The 18799-nt window shown below is 54.4% G+C and carries 17 protein-coding genes; 11 read left to right on the top strand and 6 right to left on the bottom strand.

Going from position 1 to position 18799, the window contains the following annotated elements; all coding sequences use genetic code 11:
• The first annotated feature begins 63 nt into the window (after positions 1 to 63).
• Positions 64 to 339: a hypothetical protein gene (locus tag AC3CB2_RS01360; protein ID WP_014284380.1), complete on the top strand. Its 276-nt coding sequence runs from the start codon at positions 64 to 66 to the stop codon at positions 337 to 339.
• Positions 340 to 404: 65 nt separating this feature from the next.
• Here AC3CB2_RS01360 and AC3CB2_RS01355 read toward each other — a convergent pair whose 3' ends face one another.
• The gene (locus AC3CB2_RS01355) at positions 405 to 1037 is read right to left on the bottom strand and encodes a LysE family translocator (protein ID WP_352931376.1); all 633 of its coding nucleotides are present in this window, start codon (positions 1035 to 1037) and stop codon (positions 405 to 407) included.
• A 171-nt stretch (positions 1038 to 1208) separates the two neighbouring features.
• On the opposite strand from AC3CB2_RS01355, the gene AC3CB2_RS01350 reads away from it, so the two are divergent.
• Positions 1209 to 1874 carry a hypothetical protein gene (locus AC3CB2_RS01350; RefSeq protein ID WP_208998114.1) on the top strand — a complete coding sequence of 222 codons (666 nt, stop codon included), beginning with the start codon at positions 1209 to 1211 and terminating at the stop codon, positions 1872 to 1874.
• Positions 1875 to 1943: 69 nt separating this feature from the next.
• Here the strand turns inward: AC3CB2_RS01350 and AC3CB2_RS01345 are convergent, their stop codons facing one another.
• Together AC3CB2_RS01345 and AC3CB2_RS01340 are read right to left on the bottom strand one after the other, a co-directional pair.
• Complete coding sequence (locus AC3CB2_RS01345) at positions 1944 to 2684, bottom strand: class I SAM-dependent methyltransferase (RefSeq protein ID WP_352931378.1); 741 nt, start codon at positions 2682 to 2684, stop codon at positions 1944 to 1946.
• A gap of 27 nt (positions 2685 to 2711) precedes the next feature.
• Positions 2712 to 3974, bottom strand: a complete 1263-nt coding sequence (locus tag AC3CB2_RS01340; protein ID WP_352931380.1) for a BtaA family protein — start codon at positions 3972 to 3974, stop codon at positions 2712 to 2714.
• 323 nt (positions 3975 to 4297) lie between these two features.
• Here AC3CB2_RS01340 and ygfZ point away from each other — a divergent pair, with 323 nt between their 5' ends.
• From ygfZ to AC3CB2_RS01315, 5 genes are all read left to right on the top strand, one after another.
• Positions 4298 to 5140 carry a CAF17-like 4Fe-4S cluster assembly/insertion protein YgfZ gene (gene ygfZ, locus AC3CB2_RS01335; RefSeq protein WP_352931382.1) on the top strand — a complete coding sequence of 281 codons (843 nt, stop codon included), beginning with the start codon at positions 4298 to 4300 and terminating at the stop codon, positions 5138 to 5140.
• A 50-nt stretch (positions 5141 to 5190) separates the two neighbouring features.
• Complete coding sequence (locus AC3CB2_RS01330; RefSeq protein WP_352931384.1) at positions 5191 to 5832, top strand: YfbR-like 5'-deoxynucleotidase; 642 nt, start codon at positions 5191 to 5193, stop codon at positions 5830 to 5832.
• Positions 5832 to 6356, top strand: coding sequence for a tyrosine phosphatase family protein (locus tag AC3CB2_RS01325; RefSeq protein WP_352931385.1), 525 nt, complete (start codon positions 5832 to 5834; stop codon positions 6354 to 6356). The genes AC3CB2_RS01330 and AC3CB2_RS01325 overlap by 1 nt, the downstream gene beginning before the upstream one ends.
• A gap of 20 nt (positions 6357 to 6376) precedes the next feature.
• The gene (locus AC3CB2_RS01320) at positions 6377 to 7402 is read left to right on the top strand and encodes an NUDIX hydrolase (RefSeq protein WP_352931387.1); all 1026 of its coding nucleotides are present in this window, start codon (positions 6377 to 6379) and stop codon (positions 7400 to 7402) included.
• Between the two features lie 508 nt (positions 7403 to 7910).
• On the top strand, positions 7911 to 9074 hold the full coding sequence (locus AC3CB2_RS01315) for a cell wall hydrolase (protein ID WP_008549839.1): 1164 nt from the start codon (positions 7911 to 7913) through the stop codon (positions 9072 to 9074).
• A gap of 165 nt (positions 9075 to 9239) precedes the next feature.
• On the opposite strand, the gene acuI is transcribed toward AC3CB2_RS01315, so the two are convergent.
• On the bottom strand, positions 9240 to 10259 hold the full coding sequence (gene acuI, locus AC3CB2_RS01310; RefSeq protein ID WP_352931390.1) for an acrylyl-CoA reductase (NADPH): 1020 nt from the start codon (positions 10257 to 10259) through the stop codon (positions 9240 to 9242).
• 107 nt (positions 10260 to 10366) lie between these two features.
• A complete protein-coding gene (locus tag AC3CB2_RS01305; protein ID WP_352931392.1) occupies positions 10367 to 11629 on the bottom strand; it encodes an MFS transporter in 1263 nt (420 codons plus the stop codon).
• A gap of 322 nt (positions 11630 to 11951) precedes the next feature.
• Between AC3CB2_RS01305 and AC3CB2_RS01300 the strand changes: the two genes are divergently transcribed.
• The 4 genes from AC3CB2_RS01300 to nadC all read left to right on the top strand — a co-directional run bounded on the left by AC3CB2_RS01300 (position 11952) and on the right by nadC (position 16687).
• On the top strand, positions 11952 to 12644 hold the full coding sequence (locus tag AC3CB2_RS01300; protein WP_014284369.1) for a hypothetical protein: 693 nt from the start codon (positions 11952 to 11954) through the stop codon (positions 12642 to 12644).
• Positions 12645 to 12960: 316 nt separating this feature from the next.
• Complete coding sequence (nadA, locus tag AC3CB2_RS01295) at positions 12961 to 14082, top strand: quinolinate synthase NadA (protein WP_054784480.1); 1122 nt, start codon at positions 12961 to 12963, stop codon at positions 14080 to 14082.
• A gap of 110 nt (positions 14083 to 14192) precedes the next feature.
• Positions 14193 to 15827: an L-aspartate oxidase gene (locus AC3CB2_RS01290; RefSeq protein ID WP_054784479.1), complete on the top strand. Its 1635-nt coding sequence runs from the start codon at positions 14193 to 14195 to the stop codon at positions 15825 to 15827.
• Entirely contained in the window at positions 15824 to 16687 is an 864-nt protein-coding gene (nadC, locus tag AC3CB2_RS01285; protein WP_352931395.1) for a carboxylating nicotinate-nucleotide diphosphorylase, read from the top strand. Before AC3CB2_RS01290 ends, nadC begins: the two co-directional genes overlap by 4 nt.
• A gap of 84 nt (positions 16688 to 16771) precedes the next feature.
• On the opposite strand, the gene AC3CB2_RS01280 is transcribed toward nadC, so the two are convergent.
• A complete protein-coding gene (locus AC3CB2_RS01280; protein WP_014284365.1) occupies positions 16772 to 18451 on the bottom strand; it encodes an electron transfer flavoprotein-ubiquinone oxidoreductase in 1680 nt (559 codons plus the stop codon).
• Positions 18452 to 18799: the final 348 nt, after the last annotated feature.

Here is an 18799-nt window from a genome sequence, read left to right as displayed (position 1 = left end):
TTTGCCCGTTACATGTAACGGCAAATAACAAGAAGCAGCACATAGAGGGACATGAGAGCCAGCATGATCAAGGACGACGCTATCGCCGGCGAATTCACAGAAGAGATCGATGCATCTGATGCAGACATCCGCCGACTGGCTCTGAGCTTCATTCAGGAAGCTTGGGAGGATGGTCTATCTCACGGCATCGACAGTACAGCTCTTGCGCATGCAGCGCTGTTCTCTGCCATGATGGATCTGGTTTCTCTTTACGGAGAAGAAGCCGTTTCCAAATTCGCGCAGGAACTGCCACAGCGCGTTGAGCGCGGTGACTACTCTCTAGAGCGCCGACTGCACTAATCCAGCTTAGCTGATTTTCAAAGAGCCCCGATTGATCGGGGCTTTTTTGATTCACGGGGTAGCGTTTAGCAGAACAGCTCGTAACCAACCTTTGCCAGAATGATCGCGGCGAAGACGAGAAGAACGACGCCCGCGCCGTGGTTGATGGCGGAGAGCCAGTTGTCATTCATGCGGTTGCGTAGCTTTGAGACCAGAGCGGACAGACACGCCCACCACAAGAGCGCTCCGCTCAGCACGCCAAGTACGAGCGCAAGCGCGCCGATGTAGTCGCCCTTCTCCGGAGCGTGTTCTCCCAATGAGCCAAAGATCGCGATGAAGCCGAGGATGGCGCCGGGATTGGTGACCGTCATGGCAAACGAGACAATCATACCGCGCCACACGGTTGGGCCGCCATCACTGCCACCCTTCAGGTGCGGATGAGAGCGGAACACGACGACACCGAAGATGATCAGCAAGAGACCGCCGATGGTCTGGATGTAGAACTCGTGTCTTGCGACAAACTCTGAGATTGCTGTCACACCGAAGGCCGCAGCGGTGGCGAATACGCCATCAGCAAGCACGGCACCGAAGCCAGCGATAAGGCCTGGCAGAAAGCCGTAGTGCACTGCCCTTCTGATCGCCAGCACGTTTACAGGCCCAATCGGCGCGGACGTGATGAGCCCGATGATCATACCCGTAATGAAGAGTTCTATATTCAACGCTTTAATCCAAACTTCCAAACTGCGCAGAAGACCTGTCAGATCTTCCTATAAATTCTCTAAAGGCCCTCTAGCTTGTGCATAGGCATTCTGTCGTTTCTTCCTTGATTCCCTACAAGCCCTTAAACTAGGGGGCAAAACACAAGCCCCTCGTCCGTTTCGGAGCACTTCATGTATTTTCGCCTACTCATCATAGGGTTACTTTGCGCCTCAGCCCCGGCTATGGCTGCAACACAGGCAATCAAAACCGAAACGATTCGCATTCAGCGCCCCAAGGCTGAGCAATTTCCGCTGTTGGACGAAGATTTCAACAGAGATACCAGTCTTGAAGATGCGTTGGACAACGAGTTTGCTGAAGAACCTCCTCTGCCAAAGCTGGAAGTCTTTTATGATGATACAGGATTGCCGGAGGCTGTGAAGGTGACGCGCGCGGCGCTGATCAAGATCGCCCGCAGTGGTGACGTTTCTGCGCTGGCACCGCTGTTTGCCAAGCAGGAGCAGCCGCCGGAACTGTCGTTTACACCGGTTCGTGATCCCGTCGGTTTTCTGAAGGACAGCTCTGGTGATGGTGAGGGGCACGAGATCCTCGCGATCCTGCTGGATATCGTCACCGCTGGTTACTTGCGACTGAATGAGGGCACGGAGGAAGAAACCTATGTCTGGCCCTATTTTGCCCGGTATCCTTTGCACGACCTGACCCCTTCTCAAAAGGTTGAAATGTACCAAATCGTTACTGCAGCTGATTACTACGAGATGCTGGATTATGGCGCATGGACCTTCTATCGCCTTGGCATCTCCAAGAATGGCGACGTCCGCAGCTTTATTGCCGGAGACTAAAGCTGCTCCGATGACTGTTTGATGAAAGCCCATCAGAGGTTCTGGTGGGCTTTTTGTTTGCGCGATTGACTATCCGGCCTTGCGGATTTCGCGATGGCTTTCGTTTTCCGCTTCCAGCAGGTCCATCTGCTCCGGCTTTTCCATGAAGCGCGTATAGAAGCTGCTGTCGAGCTCGGCGTAATAGGCATAGCCGCGATAGAGGGGCAGGAAGCGCAATTTGGCGCGTTGGTCCTGCGCGATATCGTGCAGCACATCCTGCAGGTTTTCACGCGGCAACACGTGGAACTTGCCGAGCCACTTCTCCAGCATCAACTTGAACAGGCTAGGCAGACGTTCCTGCTGACCGAAGTCCACCACTGAGAGCTGACCGCCTTTTGCAAGAAGCTTGGTGCCGTTGCGCAGGGCCTCTTCCCATGGCGGGATCATGGAGACGCAGTAGGAGAGAAACACGCGGTCGAACGTGTCGATGCCGAACTTCTCAAAAGGATCAAAGCTGGTTGCATCCCCTTGGGCCAGATGGATGCGGTGAGACAGGTCGGCTTTGTGAATGTTTGCCTCTGCCGTCTTCAGCATTTGCGAGGAGATGTCGACGCCGAAGAACTGGCAGGTTGGATAGGCCCGTGCGGCTTCGATAAGGTTGCGCCCGGTGCCACAGCCCAGCTCCAACACCGTGCTGCCCCGCGGCGCTGAGAGGTGTTTGATGAGATGATCGCGGCCAAGAAGGTAATGCTTTCTGGTCAGATCATAAAAATGCCGTTGGTTCTTATAGATTTTATCCATCAGTGAGGCTGAGGACTTTTCGTTCGCCATTTCACTTCCCTCACATACTTATTCTTGTCAGTTATAGATGTAGAGGTGGAAACCACCGTAGATGGAGGAGCGATCCAGCTTGTTGAGGCGCGCGCTTTCCGCTGCCTCATAGGTCCACTGCCCCAGTATTCCGTCTTGCACCCGGCCCGGCAAAATACTTGGCTCGCCAGCTGTCCTGAAGATGACGCGTGCGCCTGTTCTTGCCGTTCGGGATATTCCTGCCCATAGATCGTTCAGCTGCCTGTCTGTCATCCAGTCCTGTGCATCCAGCAGGACGTAGGCATCAAGGCTGTTTGCATCCTGATTATCCAGATGCTCTGTGAAAGACCGATTAACAACGCGCACGCGGGAGGCTCTTTTACGGATTTCCGGGAAGTGCTGCGGCTTCAGATAGGGCGGCAGAGGACCTGATGGACCGGTTCCGCCCCTGCTTTCTGATGGGGCATAGCCACGGGTGAAGGCTTGCCATGCGAAGTAATTCTCTTCCATGGGAAAATCGCAGGCCAGCTTTTCCAGACGCTGTTTGAGCACTCCGGCCATATTGCCCCCGCCCTCTGCTGCAAGGCTTTCGTACTGTGCAGGTGGGATGCCGAGACCGTAGAGCGACATCTTTTTGGAGGTTGCCCAGCGGATCAGGCGCTTGTCGAAGAGCGGGGCCAGCGTTTTGTCAAAGTACGACCGTTGCTCTTTTACATTCTGCGTCTCTGCCATCCTGGTTAGATCGACGCCGTAGACCTTCGCAATGAGATGGCCGAGACCGATGAAGTAGCCGAGCATGCCGTGGTGGTAGAGATCCCGCGAGAAGAGGGTGATCCGCTTGCGGCCCCATGCGGTCATGTCCCTGCCCTCCCAATAGGCCATGGTTTCGGGATCGATGGCAGGTTTCAGGTACTTCTCATAGGCCGCGATGTTTGCCTTCTCATCTGCTTCGCCAAAGAAGCGGTAGAAGGTAGCGTAGTCGGGGAACTCCTGAAGGGCGGTGAGTTTGAGGCGATTGAGGGCGACATGGGCGCGGTTGAGGTCGACCGCAGTGATCTGCTGCGGATTGGCCGTGAGATAGGACATGACGTTGCAACCGCCCGAAGCGATGGTGACCATTCTGGAGTCGGGCTTTAGTTGCAGAGCCTGCATGTCCACCTCGGGATCCTCCCAGATTTGCGGGTAGACCAGCCCCTTAAAAGCAAAAGTGAACAGGCGTTCCAGCACGCCTTCCATGGAGATCAGCTTTGAGCGATGTACTGCACGATCCAAACGTTTCTTTGACTGCCTGATAGTTGATGTCACGTGCATCTCCAGAATCAAGAACTGAAATCAATGTGAAGCAAGAGTTAGTTCACGCAGACGACAGTTTTGCGACGTCAAAACATCATGGATATTTGCAGAAACCCGCCAGAAATTTGGGATTACTGGATTGATCAGATAAACACCTCAAGGCCTTTGGTTTTCTCTTTACCAGCCTTATCATTTCAGAAAACATCGCCACGAACGCGCGCGGAAGAGTGGTCTCATCAAGTGCTGGTTCACCCACAGAAACAATTCTTTTTCCGTGGTGTGAGGCAGGCGGATGGGTTATGAAACACTCTTGTTGTTTTATTCATTGGAAGGACAGGCCCATGGCATCTGAACGCACCATTCTCACTTCGCGTCGGCTCGTGAAGGTTTTTGGCGATGATGCCAAGGAGTTCCTCCAAAATCTGGTCAGCTGTGACGTGAGCGAACTCAGCGCGACCTCCAGTGCATTTGGCGCTTTGCTGACACCGCAGGGCAAGATCCTCTGGGACTTCTTTGTGTTTGCAGATGAGAGCACGGATGGTTTTCTGATTGACGTGAGTGCTGATGAGCTGGATGCATTTGCCAAGCGCCTCGCCTTCTACAAGCTGCGCGCTAAGGTGACTGTTGAGCCTGCTGATGAAGCTGTTCATGTGGTTGCTGAGTGGGGCGATGATCTGCCTACAGACAAACCGCGGGATCCGCGCCTTGCAGAGATAGGCCTGCGCTATATCGCGACTGGTGAGGTTGAAGAGACGGCCTCTGAGGCTGATTATCATACGCATCGGATTGGTCTTGGCATTCCGCAAAGTGGACAGGATTTCCAGCTGGCTGACGTATTCCCGCATGATACGGACATGGACAGCCTGAATGGCGTTGCCTTCTCCAAGGGCTGTTTTATCGGACAGGAAGTTGTTTCCCGCATGAAGCACCGCGGCACTGCCCGTAAGCGCATCATCAAGGTTTCCGCAGATGGCGAGCTACCGGCTGCTGGTGGAGACATTCTGGCAGGTGAGAAGAGTGTGGGATCGCTGGGTTCTTCTGCTGGTACCGCGGGGCTGGCGATGTTGCGTCTGGACCGTGCGAAGGCGGCGATGGACGCGGGTGTGCCTCTGATGTGTGATGGCGTTATGCTTTCCCCTTCCATTCAGGCGTGGGCAACCTTCAACTGGCCTTCATCTGACTAAGAGATATTGCTAGAAACCTAGATACCTCCGACGACTGGCTTGATTGACATATGTGTGCAGAGCTTTCCTCATCTTCTCCCCGTGCCTGGCAACGGATGCTTTCTGGCCGGAGACTGAATCTCCTCGATCCTTCTCCGCTGGATGTGGAACTCTCTGACATTGCTCATGGGCTGGCCCGTGTGGCGCGATGGAATGGGCAGACGATCGGCGATCACGCCTTCTCCGTTGCGCAGCACTGCGTGGTGGTGGAAGAGATTGCGCTGATGCTGAAGCCTGATCTGGACATTCAGTGGCGCATGGCGATCCTGCTGCATGATGCCCCGGAGTATGTGATCGGCGATATGATCTCGCCCTTCAAGAACGTGATGGGTGGCACCTATAAGGTGGTTGAAGAACGCCTGCATCATGCCATTCACCGGGCCTTTGATTTGCCTGCTGATCTGCCAGCCAGCATTGCCAAGCTCGCCAAGAAAGCTGATATCATCAGCGCTTATCTTGAGGCGATCCATCTGGCGGGGTTCAGCAAGGAAGAGGCTGACAAGATTTTCGGAAAGCCAGCCAAAGTGAGCGCTGCGCAGCTGGACGCGTTAGCGGAGAGCATCAAACCTTTGCCGACTAAGGATGCGCAGGAAGCTTTCCTTGCACGGTTTGCTGAGCTGAATGAAGCTCGTAAAGCTATCGGAGGCCGCTGATGCTGCATGTGTGTCCCCTTTCCAAGCTGGAAGACACATTGCATGTTGCAGCACCAACTCACGTGCTTTCTCTCGTTTCCCCGGGCACAGATGTGGTTTTGCCTGTGGAGCCTAAGCCAGCGCATCATCTGGTTCTGGAGTTCAATGATATTGCAGAGGAACGTGACGGGCTGATTGCTCCTCAGATGGAGCATGTGGAGCGTTTGCTGGCCTTTGCCAAGCAGGCTCAAGCAAACGGTTCGCTTCTGGTGCATTGCTGGGCTGGGGTGAGCCGGTCGACAGCTGCGGCCTACATCATCACCTGTGCAGCATTGCCGGAGGCTGATGAGCGCGCACTGGCGCAGCATTTGCGCAAGGTTTCTCCTGTAGCGACACCAAATCCGCTTCTTATCTCATTGGCAGACACTCTTTTGCAGCGAAATGGGCGCATGATACAATCTATCAAAGAGATTGGCCGCGGTGCTGAAACCTTTGAGGGCAACCAGTTCTTCCTTGAACCTGCTGCCCTTGCTGAACTTGCCTAATGAACACGGAGCAGACTTTGATGAGCAATGCGATGGAAACAGGAGATGCAGCCCGCCCGGGTGCTGGCATGGAGCCTGTTCAGCTCGGCATTGGTCTGAATGCTGTCATCGTTTCCGTGAAGGACAAAGTACCGTTTGTTCTGACGGTGCCGCAGAAAGTGCAGGACGAACGTTCCGGTTTGCCGTCGGGTCCGTTTGATCCGCGTGTTCACCGCACCTTTGAACTGGGCCTGCGTGCTTTTGTTGAGGAGCAGACGGCTCTTCATATTGGTCACGTGGAGCAGCTTTATACGTTTGGAGACCGGGGACGTTACTCACTGGCAAAAGCGGGTGAGCCGCATATGGTCTCAGTTGGCTATCTGGCTTTGACACGCCAAACGCCAGAGTCAGAAAAGCTTCTGGCCGCGCAAGGTGCGCGGTGGCGTCCTTGGTATGACTTCTTTCCATGGGAGGACTGGCGCGGTGGGCAGCCGAAGATGCTGGAGGAGATCATTCACCCCAGCATGGAAGCTTTCAGCAAGAGGCCAGATGATGATGCCCGCACCTATCAGGAGCTCAGCCGGAAGGATCGCTATCAACTTGCATTTGGCGTTGGTTCGCTGAAATGGGATGAAGAGCGCGTTCTGGATCGCTATGAGCTGCTTTATGGCTCTGGGCTGATCTATGAAGCCCTGCGTGACAAGCAGCCGACAGCCCTTGAGCGTGGCACCCTGCCCGACCTTGGCGAAGGCCTTGCTCATGATCATCGGCGTATTCTGGCCACTGCCCTTTCCCGTTTGCGTGCCAAACTGAAGTATCGCCCGGTTGTTTTCGAACTGATGCCGCCGGAGTTCACGCTGACTGATTTGCAGCAGACTGTGGAGGCTATTTCCGGTCGGCATTTGCATAAACAGAACTTCCGCCGCCTTGTCGAAACAGGACAACTGGTTGAGCAAACTGGGGGAACTTCAACCGCTACGGGCGGGCGTCCGGCAGCGCTTTACCGGTTCCGACGGGACATTTTGAAGGAGCGCCCTGCTCCAGGTTTGCGGGTCAGCCTACTCTGATTCACATTTTCGCCTTAAATGACGTTACGTTATCTACAATTTTTTTGAATTTTTTCTCGGCAGAATTTCATAGGAAAAACGGAGTTGTGGATTCAACGAGAGGCCTTATGGTTAATCTTGTTAAGATTTTGATTGTGTTGATATCCTACAGCCGCTCCAAGATATCACAGGTGTCATTTTCTGCATGACGCCTTTTATTTCCTATGATTTTTGGCCCGCTGAAAAATCCACCCAGACATGAAATAGCCCTAGTTTTTTGGTGAGTACTGCCCCTGCATATTAACCATATGCTGACTGTCAGCGGCGTGAACTGTGGCAGAATAACTGGGGTTTTGGCGGGCTTAACTTTATATCAAGGTTAAAAGCGAAAAATGCGCTCATCCGGAAAATTGACGGGTGGGAGTGATTTTATCGGGCTTCTTCATCCTGTCGATCTCAGAGTTTGGGGTTCCCTTTTCAGGGACTGAGAAGCGCTGAGTTTTGGGCGTTGATTTGGAGTAGATTGCGTATGTCGGGCCATGGGATGAAGAAGAATGAAGGACGCCGTGCTGTCCTCATGTACTTTAAGTACCCTATTCTAGCTGCAGGGCTTGCAGTTGGAACCTTTGCTGCATCTCCAGTTGCGTTGCAGGATATTCCGGCACTCACCGGAACTCTCGACGAAGATACACCGCGGTGGCTTCAGTCTGTCTCTGCAGGAGACAGCCAGAAGTTCGCGAAGTACTTCGTGCCTGCTGAGGAGAAAGCACCACAACGTTATGCGGTGAACCGCACCGGCAAGGGTGATATGCAAATCACCAACCTGCCGAGCCGCGTTGTTGCCTTCATCCAGAACGCAGGCAAACCAAAGAGCACGGATCGATTTGTTTCCCAGCTTCCTCAGATGGCCTTCAACGGTCATTATGGCGGGGATGCGCTGGCAGGTCTTCCTGAACAGGATCAGACCGACAACTCTCCACTTGGCAAAGCCGCACGCCGGGCTGCACTGGCAGCGCGCAAGCAGATTGCGATGGCCAAAGCCGCTCCAAAGCAGCCTGAGACGCTTTCCATTGCCAAGCAGAACGAAATTGCGCTGGCAACCGCTTATGCGCCAGCAACACCACAGACAGACAAAGCTCCGTTTGATGCGCTGCTGAACAAGCCGCAGGTGTCCATTACGCCTTCCGGCAAGCCGCAACTTTCTGACAAGGAACTGGCGTCTTACTCCGAGACCAATCCGCACTGGTGGTACATGCGCCAGCTGCCAAGCTCGGTGAAGAACTCCAAAACCGAAATGCGCTGTCTGGCGGAAGCGATTTACTTTGAAGCCCGCAGTGAGCCGCGTGACGGTCAGATTGCGGTGGCACAGGTTGTTCTTAACCGTCTGAAGAACCCTGCTTACCCGAACACGGTTTGCGGTGTGGTTTATCAGAACAAGAGCATGAAGAACGCTTGTCAGTTCTCCTTTGCCTGTGACGGCATTCCTGAGCGCGTGACTGAAGCTGGCCCATGGGCAAAAGCGAAGAAGATCGCGCAGCAGATCGTGAATGGTGAAGTGAGCATCCCAGCCGTGGACGCTTCCACGCACTATCACGCGACTTATGTTCGTCCGAACTGGGCTCCAACCATGCAGCGTAAAAAGCGTATTGGTAAGCACATCTTCTACAAGACCTACAAAGGCGGGTGGAGCTAATCCCCTCCTCCTGGTCTAGGCAAGTTTGGTAGCCTGATCGCTCCAATAAAAACCCCGCATCAGCGACCACTGATGCGGGTTTTTTCTTTGCTTGAAGCTCCTGTATTCGCGTATCTTTATCCGAAAACCGGCTCCCACTTTTCGGCGATACGCAGCGGTTGAACGCTATTCGACTTCCACGATGGTACGACCGCGGACTTGTCCCTTCAGCAGCTTGGCGGCGCGTTCTTCAACGTCTGCCAGCTTGATTGTCTCGGAAAGGGTGTCCAGCTTGGTCAGGTCGAGATCCTGCACCAGACGGCGGTAAGCTTGCTCACGCAAAGCCATTGGCGCCATCACAGAATCCACACCCAGCAGCGCAACACCGCGCAGGATGAACGGCATAACGGATGCTGGCAGATCCATGCCTTGTGCCAGACCGCAGGCTGCGACAGCACCGCCATAGTTGGTCTGCGCCAGCAGGTTTGCCAGTGTGTGGCTGCCTGCCACATCAACTGCACCTGCCCAGCGTTCTTTGCCGAATGGCTTGCCCTTCTCCACCAGTTCTGCACGGTCAAGCACTTCTGTTGCGCCGAGGCCTTTGAGGAAGTCGGCTTCTTCTGTCCGGCCCGTGAAGGCAATGGTTTCAAAGCCGAGCTTGGACAGCAGGCTGATGGCAACAGAGCCAACGCCGCCGGATGCACCGGAGACGGCAATTGGGCCGTGGTCAGGTGTGAGGCCGTATTTCTCCAGCGCCATAACGCAGAGCATGGCTGTGTAGCCAGCGGTGCCGATTGCAGCGGCGCGGGCGGCGGAGAGTTCTTCCGGACGATGCAGCAGCCATTTAGACTTCAGACGGGCGACCTGCGCGTAAGCACCAGTGTGGACTTCGCCAACGCCATAGCCGTTGAGAATGACCTGATCGCCAGCCTTGAAACGGTCGCTTTCGCTGGAGAGCACTTCACCAACCACATCGATGCCCGGCACCATCGGAAACTTGCGGGTGATGCCCGGTGCGCCTGCCAGGGCCAGACCATCCTTGTAGTTGATGGTGGTGTGCGTGACTTTGACTGTCACATCGCCTTCAGAGAGCTGGTCAACTGTGACCTTATTCCACTTGGCAGGCAGCGGTTTACGACCGCTTTCGTCTGCTTCAATCCAAAGGGCATCAAACTCGCTCATGGCCAATCCTTCTCGCCAAATCATGTTGCATGAAAGCTGGCAGAAGGAGGGCCATAAGGCAAGAAAATAACGCTAGGCAATATTGCGGTGTAACACGCTGAGAAACCTAGCTAGTTCGACTATTGGGGGCCTTACGCAGGCTTGGCGACCAGTCGCCCTGCGGTGGCGGATTGCTCGCGGATTGGCCAGTGCACGATCGCCGCGAAAATGCCCAGTGCAATTCCCAGCCACCAGATGGCATCATAGTTGCCGCTCTGCTCATAGAGCACGCCGCCCAGATAGACGCCCAGGAAGGAGCCGATCTGGTGGGAGAAGAACACAATGCCGAACAGGGTTGCCATGTAGCGCGGGCCGAACATCACCGCAACGAGGCCGGATGTTGGCGGCACTGTCGAGAGCCACAGAATGCCCATGGTGGCTGCGAAGATCAGCGTCGACATCTCCGAGATCGGCAGGGTGATGTAGAGCATGATGGCGATGGCGCGGGCCAGATAGATGAAGGAGAGCAGATATTGCTTCGGGAAGCGTGCACCCAGAATGCCTGAAGACATGGAGCCCACGATGTTGAACAGGCCGATCAGTGCCAGCGCCCATGCGCCGACAGACACATCGAAGCCCTGATCCACGATGAAGGTTGGCATGTGCACGGTGATGAAAGCCACGTGGAAGCCACAGACGAAGAAGCCGAAGACCAGCAGGATGTAGTCTCTGGTTTTGAAGGCCAGACCCAATGTCTGAGACAGGGTCAGGTTGTCCTGCGGGTTTGCGGAGCTGCCAGCAGCAGGAGCTGCGGAGCGTCCGCGCAGGATGTAGGCAAAGAGCGGCACAATGGCGATGAGAGCTGCCATGTAGACCAGCGCACTTGACCACCCGAAGTTTTCAATCAGGCCGAGGCCAAGAGGCGCAAAGAGGAACTGACCGAAGGAGCTTGCTGCTGTGCCCATGCCAAAGGCGATGCCATGGTATTTTGGCTGAACGGAGCGCGCGAAGGCTGCCAGCACCAGAGAGAATGAGGTGAAAGCAACGCCGAGGCCGATAAGAACACCGGCAGATACCTGCAGCAGGAGCGGTGTGTCTGACAGGCTCATGAGGTAGAGGCCAATGGCGTAGATGATCGCGCCCAGCACCAGTGTTCTGCCAGTGCCGAACTTGTCTGCCATCATACCAGCGAAAGGCTGTGCTGCTCCCCAAATTAGGTTCTGAAGCGCCAAAGCGAAGGCGAAGACGTCCCTGCCCCAGCCGAACTCAGAGGACATGGGTGTCAGAAACAGGCCTAGCGTCGCGCGTGGTCCGAAGGACAGAATCCCGATGATACATCCACTGATGATGATAAGCGGGACGTTTGGTCCACGCCGGACAGAGGCGTTGGCGCCAGCTTGGGTCGCTTGGGACATTGCAGCTTCCTTTCCTGCCTCCAGACGGGTGTACGACTGGTTGCCGGATCAATGAGGTCGGTATTTTTCGCTGAGCAGCGGGGGAGTAATCAGGTGTAATCCAAAATCACACTCTGCAATAATTGAAATTACTTAGGTCATCCATCAGTAATTGGAATGAGTTTTTGACCCTAAGGTATTTTAGCGAGATACAATCACAGATGTAAACAAGCGCATATGTGAGAATACTAATATATTTCAATTTCCTAGCGAAACTCGCAGAGACGCTTGACTTTGATTTGGCTCCTGACCTAATTCCCCCATCTACATTTAGGGGCCGACCATGACCTACTCATTTTCTTTCGGAAAAACACTCGCAGCGGGCCTGCTCGCTTTTGCTGTAAGCGCACCTCTGGCTGCATCTGCTCAGGACGATGTTCAGAGCCAGGAAGAGCTGACCGCACGCGTTGAAAAGCACGCACCATCCAAAGAGCTTTACATCAAGGACCGTCCGATCCTTGGCTGGAAGATCACTGGTGACAAGCTGGCTGACCTGCCAGAAGCGATCCGCGGCCCTCTGGGCTCTGTTGATTCCACCAGCTACGACGATGCTTACATCGCGAAGAATGTTGGCTCTGTTGTTGCGCTGCAGATGAGCAAGACCGGCCCTGATTTTTACGTGATCGGCAAAGAGACCTTCGATTCCAAGTATGAGATGGTTGGTCTGGAAGAAGTTGCTGCGAAGAACACCCGCCTTGTGAAGCGTCTGGACATGGCTCCGGAAGTGCTGGCGCTGTTTAACGCAAAAGACGCTGGCCTGACCGGTGCGCTGAAGACTGTTCCTGTTGAGATGGTTCGTATGTCCGCGATTGGTTATGAGCCAGCTGCTGAAGTGACCATCCAGTCTCCATGGGGCACTCAGACCAAGCCTGCTGATCAGGATGGTTTCCTCGTGTTCGACACCGGCGAAAACCAGTACTACATGGTCAATCAGGGCGCTGATGGCAACCCATCCAGCTATGTCCCTGCCAAGTAAGAGCAGTCCCCTGCTCTAACGTGCGTTTTAAAGCCCGGCGGTTCTTGTAAAAGAGCAGAACCGCCGGGCTTTTGTTGTTTGTACCCTGCAAATTTAACAAATTAAGTGGCTATTTTGTAAGCTTATTTCCAGCTTAAACGCAGGGGTTATATGCATTCGGCAAAAGAATAGGTTGTCGTTGGCGGGCAAGAGGTCTATAAAAACTCAAAATGAGCATAAGGGTTGGCATCGGCTTTCTAGCCGTGTTTTTTTATAGATCCCTTATACTCACACTGAGTATAATCCGGCTAAAGACCGGCAGAACAAGGGATAGCGCATGTCCGCCACGACTACATTCGCTGAAACAGACAGCCCGGCTGTCAAAGACATTGCTGCCGGCATTGATGGTGCTGCTGTTCAGGCTGGCGTGCCAGCAAACGAGCGCTATGCGCCTCTGGAGCGACCAGACCTTGCCTACACACCTGAAGTGGCTGAAGCGACCGCTGAAGCCTATGAGAAGGTGAAGGACTTTATTCCGGCCATCGAATGGGCTGCGCTTGCACCGCTGATCTTTGCGATCAACAAAGTGAAGAAAGAGCGCAACGCTGTCATTCTGGCGCACAACTACATGACACCGGACATCTTCCACGGTGTGGCTGACATTGTTGGCGACAGCCTGCAGCTGGCGAAAGAAGCTGCGAAGACAGAAGCTCAGGTCATCGTGCAGTGCGGTGTGCACTTCATGGCAGAGACGTCCAAGATCCTCTCCCCTGAGAAGACCGTTTTGATCCCGGATATGGATGCCGGTTGTTCTCTTGCTGAATCCATCACTGGCGAAGATGTGCGCAAGCTGCGCGAAGCCAATCCGGGTGTTCCGATCATCACCTATGTGAATACCTCTGCTGATGTGAAAGCTGAGTGCGATATCTGCTGCACCTCTTCCAACGCTGTTCAGGTTGTTGAGGCCATGGGCACCGACAAGGTTCTGCTGATCCCGGATCAGTACCTTGCGGCGAACGTGAACAACCAGACTGATGTGGACGTGCTGACCTATGCAGGTTCCTGTGAGGTACATGAGCGCTTTACCGCTGAAGAGCTGCGCGATTACCGCGCGATTGATCCGGACGTAAAGATCATCGCGCACCCAGAATGTCCGCCGGAAGTGGTGGCAGAGGCTGATTTTGCAGGCTCCACCTCTCACATGATCGACTGGGTGAAGGACAACAGCCCTGAGAAGGTGATGATGATCACCGAGTGCTCCATGGCAGACAATGTTGCGGCGTCCACTCCGGGCGTCAACTACATTCGTCCGTGTAACCTGTGCCCACACATGAAGCGCATCACCCTGACCAAAATTTTGGATTGTCTGCTCGACATGTCCGGTGAGGTGATTGTTGATGAAAGTGTGGCCGATCGCGCCCGTGCCTCCGTAGAACGCATGATCAACTTGAAGAACTAGAGGCTTTCGTGTAGCTGGCTTATTGAAAAGTCTTCAGTGCACCCTGCTGCCTGCAAAAAAGGCAGCGGGCCTTTTAGATCAGGTCCCCATAGTCTGGAATAATCTCTGAAATGTCTCAGTTCGGTTCTTCTCTCGCCCCTGCTGTTGCTCTGAACGGCGTGGATGATGTTGTTATCTTAGGTGGCGGCCTTGCTGGCCTGTTTTGTGCGCTTAAACTTGCGCCTCGGCCAGTGACCATTGTGACCAACGCTCCAATCGGCGGCGGCACATCTTCTGCGTGGGCGCAAGGTGGCATTGCAGCTGCTGTGGCTGAGGGTGACCACCACTCTGCCCACACTCAGGACACGCTGACTGCCGGTGATGGCATCTGCGAAGAAGCTGTTGTTGAAGGCATGACCCGTGAAGCGTCTGACCGTATTCACGATCTGCTGGATTATGGCGTTCCGTTTGACAAAGACCTTGCAGGCAAGCTGGCGCTTTCCCGTGAAGCTGCTCACTCCAGCCATCGTGTTGTGCGTGTGCGCGGCGACATGGCTGGTGAAGCGATCATGCAGGCACTTGTTGATGCGGCCTACAAGACACCGTCTATCCGCATCATTGAAGGTTACATCGGTTGTCAGCTGATCACCGAAGGCCGTTATGTTACCGGTATCACCGCGCGTCGTCGTGGCGGTACACAGCGCATCACCATTCCGGCAAAGGCTGTTGTGCTGGCATCCGGCGGTGTTGGGCATCTTTATTCCACCACCACCAACCCGGGTGAGGCAAACGGTCATGGTCTTGCCATGGCGGCTCGTGCCGGTGCGCTGGTTTCTGACGCGGAGTTTGTTCAGTTCCACCCAACCGCTCTGGATGTTGATCTGGATCCTGCCCCGCTTGCCAGTGAAGCAATCCGCGGAGATGGCGCGATCCTCGTTAACAATGATGGCCGCCGCTTTATGGAAGGCCTTCATCCGGATCTGGAACTGGCACCACGTGATATTGTGGCTCGTGCGATCCACACGGAGATTGCTGCTGGTCGCGGTGCATTCCTTGATTGCCGTGAAGCCATTGGCGCGAGCTTCCCTGAGCATTTCACCCGCGTTTATGCGGCTTGTCAGAAAGCTGGCATTGATCCGATCAACGGTCTTATCCCGGTTGCTCCGGCTGCGCACTACCATATGGGCGGCGTGCTGACTGATGCCTCTGGCCGTACCTCCGTCGACAATCTGTGGGCTGCCGGTGAAGTTGCTGCAACGGGCGCACATGGTGCAAACCGTCTTGCTTCCAACTCTCTGCTGGAAGCTGTTGTGTTTGCGGCGCGCATTGCAGAAGATATTCAGGCGCTCATGCCGCATCACCGCGTTCATGCCTGGGCGGAGATTGATGACAGCGAAGATCAGGCTTCCAAGCGCAATCCTCAGGAGCGTGCAGTGGTGTCTCTGGTTCGCTCCCTCATGTCCCGCAATGTTGGTGTTGTGCGTGATGCGGAAGGCCTGACCACAACGCTAGCCCGCCTGCACAATGCCGAGAAGCTGTGTCGCCGTGACTCCATCCTCAACATGGTGATTGCGGCTAAGCTGATCACCGGCTCTGCTCTGCTTCGTGAAGAAAGCCGTGGCGGACACTTCCGCTCTGACTTCCCGCAGAAGGCAGAGGCTGCCAAGCGCTCTTATGTGAAGCTTGCTCAGATCGAGAAGCTTGCCGCTGATGCTGTGGCCAGCGACCTTGGCAAGAAGGCTGTTGCAGAGGAAGACATGCTATGAGTGTTTCTTCCTTACCTGAACTCTCCCTGATCATGGTCGATGACGCTATTAAGGCCGCCTTGCTGGAAGACTTTGGCCGCGCAGGTGACATCACCTCGCAGGCAACCATTCCAGCTGAGGCAATGGCGACCGGTGTGATTGCGGCTCGTAAAGACGGCGTGCTGGCTGGCATTGATCTGGCTCTTTCTGCGTTTCGTCAGGTGGACCCGAACCTCAATGTTACCGTGCTAGCGCAGGACGGGGATAAATTGGTGCCGGGTACCATCATTGCCCGCATTCATGGTCCTGCTCGTGCGCTTTTGACAGCTGAGCGTGTGGCGCTGAACTTTTTGAGCCACCTTTCCGGCATAGCAACGGCCACAAACGCATTTCAACGCAAAATTTCGCATACCAACGCAACGATTGTGTGCACCCGAAAAACCACTCCGGGTCTGCGTAGCTTCGAGAAGTATGCGGTGCGTTGCGGCGGCGGCATGAACCACCGGTTTGGTCTGGATGATGCGATCCTGATCAAGGACAATCACATTGCAGTTGCTGGCGGTGTTATTCCCGCAATTGAGAGCGCACGTGCCTTTGCTGGTCACCTTGTGCGCATCGAGGTTGAGGTGGACACGCTGGACCAGCTGAAAGAAGCGCTGACAGCCAAGCCAGATGTGGTGATGCTAGACAATATGGGCCCTGACCTGCTTAAGCAGGCCGTTGAGATCAACAATGGTCAGGCTGTGCTGGAAGCGTCTGGTACCGTTACGCTTTCCACCGTTCAGGAGATCGCCGAGGCTGGCGTTGATATCATCTCTTCCGGCTGGATTACGCACTCCGCGCCAATTCTGGATCTGGGTCTCGATATCGAGATCGGCTAGATCGCCAGAGCGTTTGATAAGTTGAATTGAAAAGGCCCGATCTGATGACCGGGCCTTTTTCTTGTTCTGATGTTATCCAACAGCTTACATGTTTGGATAGTTCGGTCCGCCAGTGCCTTCCGGAACGGTCCAGGTGATGTTGCCGTTCGGATCTTTGATGTCACAGGTCTTACAATGCACGCAGTTCTGCGCGTTGATCTGGAAGCGTGGTGGCTCGCCGTTTTCTTCCACCCACTCATACACACCAGCGGGACAATAACGGTTCGACGGTCCATCATAAACATCGTGCTCAGAAAGCTTCTGCAAGGTTTCATCGCGCAGCTTCAGATGGATCGGCTGATCTTCCTCGTGGTTGGTGTTGGAGAGGAAGACAGAAGACAGCTTGTCGAAGGAGATCTTCCCGTCTGGTTTCGGGTAGTTGATCTTCTTGCAATCTTTGGCTGGCTTCAGGCTCGCAGCGTCGGTCTTGCCGTGTTTTACGGTGCCGAAGAAGGAGAAGCCGAACAGCTCGTTGGTCCACATATCCAGACCACCGAAGACCATGCCCATCAAGCTGCCGAACTTGGTCTGCAGCGGCTTAACATTGCGTACCTTCCAGAGATCCTTACCGATTTCGGAATTGCGCCATGCGATATCGTACTGGTCCAGCTCTTCGTTCGCTTCGCCGCGACCAAGAGATTCAACAACGATGTCAGCAGCCAGAATGCCGGAGAGCACTGCGTTGTGAGAGCCTTTGATGCGTGGCACGTTTACGAAGCCAGCGGAACATCCGAGGATGAGACCACCTGGGAAGGACAGTTTCGGTACGGACTGATATCCCCCTTCGGAGATCGCACGTGCGCCATATGAGATGCGCTTGCCGCCTTCAAAAACGTCCTTCACTGCTGGGTGGGTTTTGAAGCGCTGGAACTCGTCAAACGGAGACATGTACGGGTTCTGGTAGTTGAGGTTCACAACGAACCCAACGGCTACCTGATTGTCTTCCAGATGATAGAGGAACGAACCGCCCTGGGTTTTGCCATCCAGCGGCCAACCCATGGAGTGCTGCACCAGACCAGCTTTGTGCTTGGCTGGGTCAACTTCCCACAATTCCTTGATACCAATGCCGTATTTCGGATGATCGCTGTCGCGGTCCAGATCAAACTTGTCGATCAAGGTCTTGGCCAGAGAGCCACGAACGCCTTCAGAGATCAGCGTGTATTTACCGAGCAGAGCCATGCCGCGCATGTAGCCATCTTTATGAGAGCCATCACGAGCAACGCCCATATCACCCGTTGCAACACCAATCACCTTGCCCGCATCATCGTAAAGCACTTCAGCTGCTGCGAAGCCTGGATAGATTTCCACGCCGAGCGCTTCTGCTTTTTCTGCCAACCAGCGACATACATTGCCCAGAGACACAATGTAGTTGCCATGGTTGTTCATGAGCTTTGGCATCAGGAAGTTTGGCAGGCGAAGGGAACCGGCAGGGCCAAGCAGGTTGAAGTGGTCTGCGGTTACCGGTGTCTTGATCGGAGCGCTTTCGTCTTCGCGCCAATCCGGGATCAGGCGATCAATACCGATTGGATCAATCACAGCACCAGACAGGATGTGCGCACCAATCTCAGATCCTTTTTCCAGCACAACAACGGAGACGTCCTCTCCCTTTTCCGCAGCCTGCTGTTTGATCCGGATTGCTGCTGACAGACCTGCAGGACCGCCACCCACAATTACAACGTCGAATTCCATGGATTCGCGTTCTGCCAGAGTTTCCCCTTCAGACATATTATTCTCCCTCTACACTTTATCCACTTCATTTCGCGTCAAATGATGTGGCAGCGCATTAATTCCACGCCCCTCAAGTGTCAAAACTTTATTTAGTCTCTGTGTAATTGACCGGATACTATAGCGCAATGCGTTTTAAGGTGCATTACGTGGCGTACCCCAATAAAAAAAGCTTCCTTCACAGCAAGGATTTATTGTGATTTCCCCAAATCTACGTGCATGACTTTACACTGTTCCCAATTGAGTTAGCGCATTTACGTTTTTCTATTGGACACGTGCGCTCTCATATAGAATATAGGGCTAAACGGGCTGCTGCCCAACTATGGTGCATTGCAAAAGAGTTACTCC

This window comes from Pseudovibrio sp. SCP20, assembly GCF_057774105.1.
Note: the sequence above shows the minus strand (reverse complement) of the source record. Positions and strands in the feature narration are given on the sequence as shown.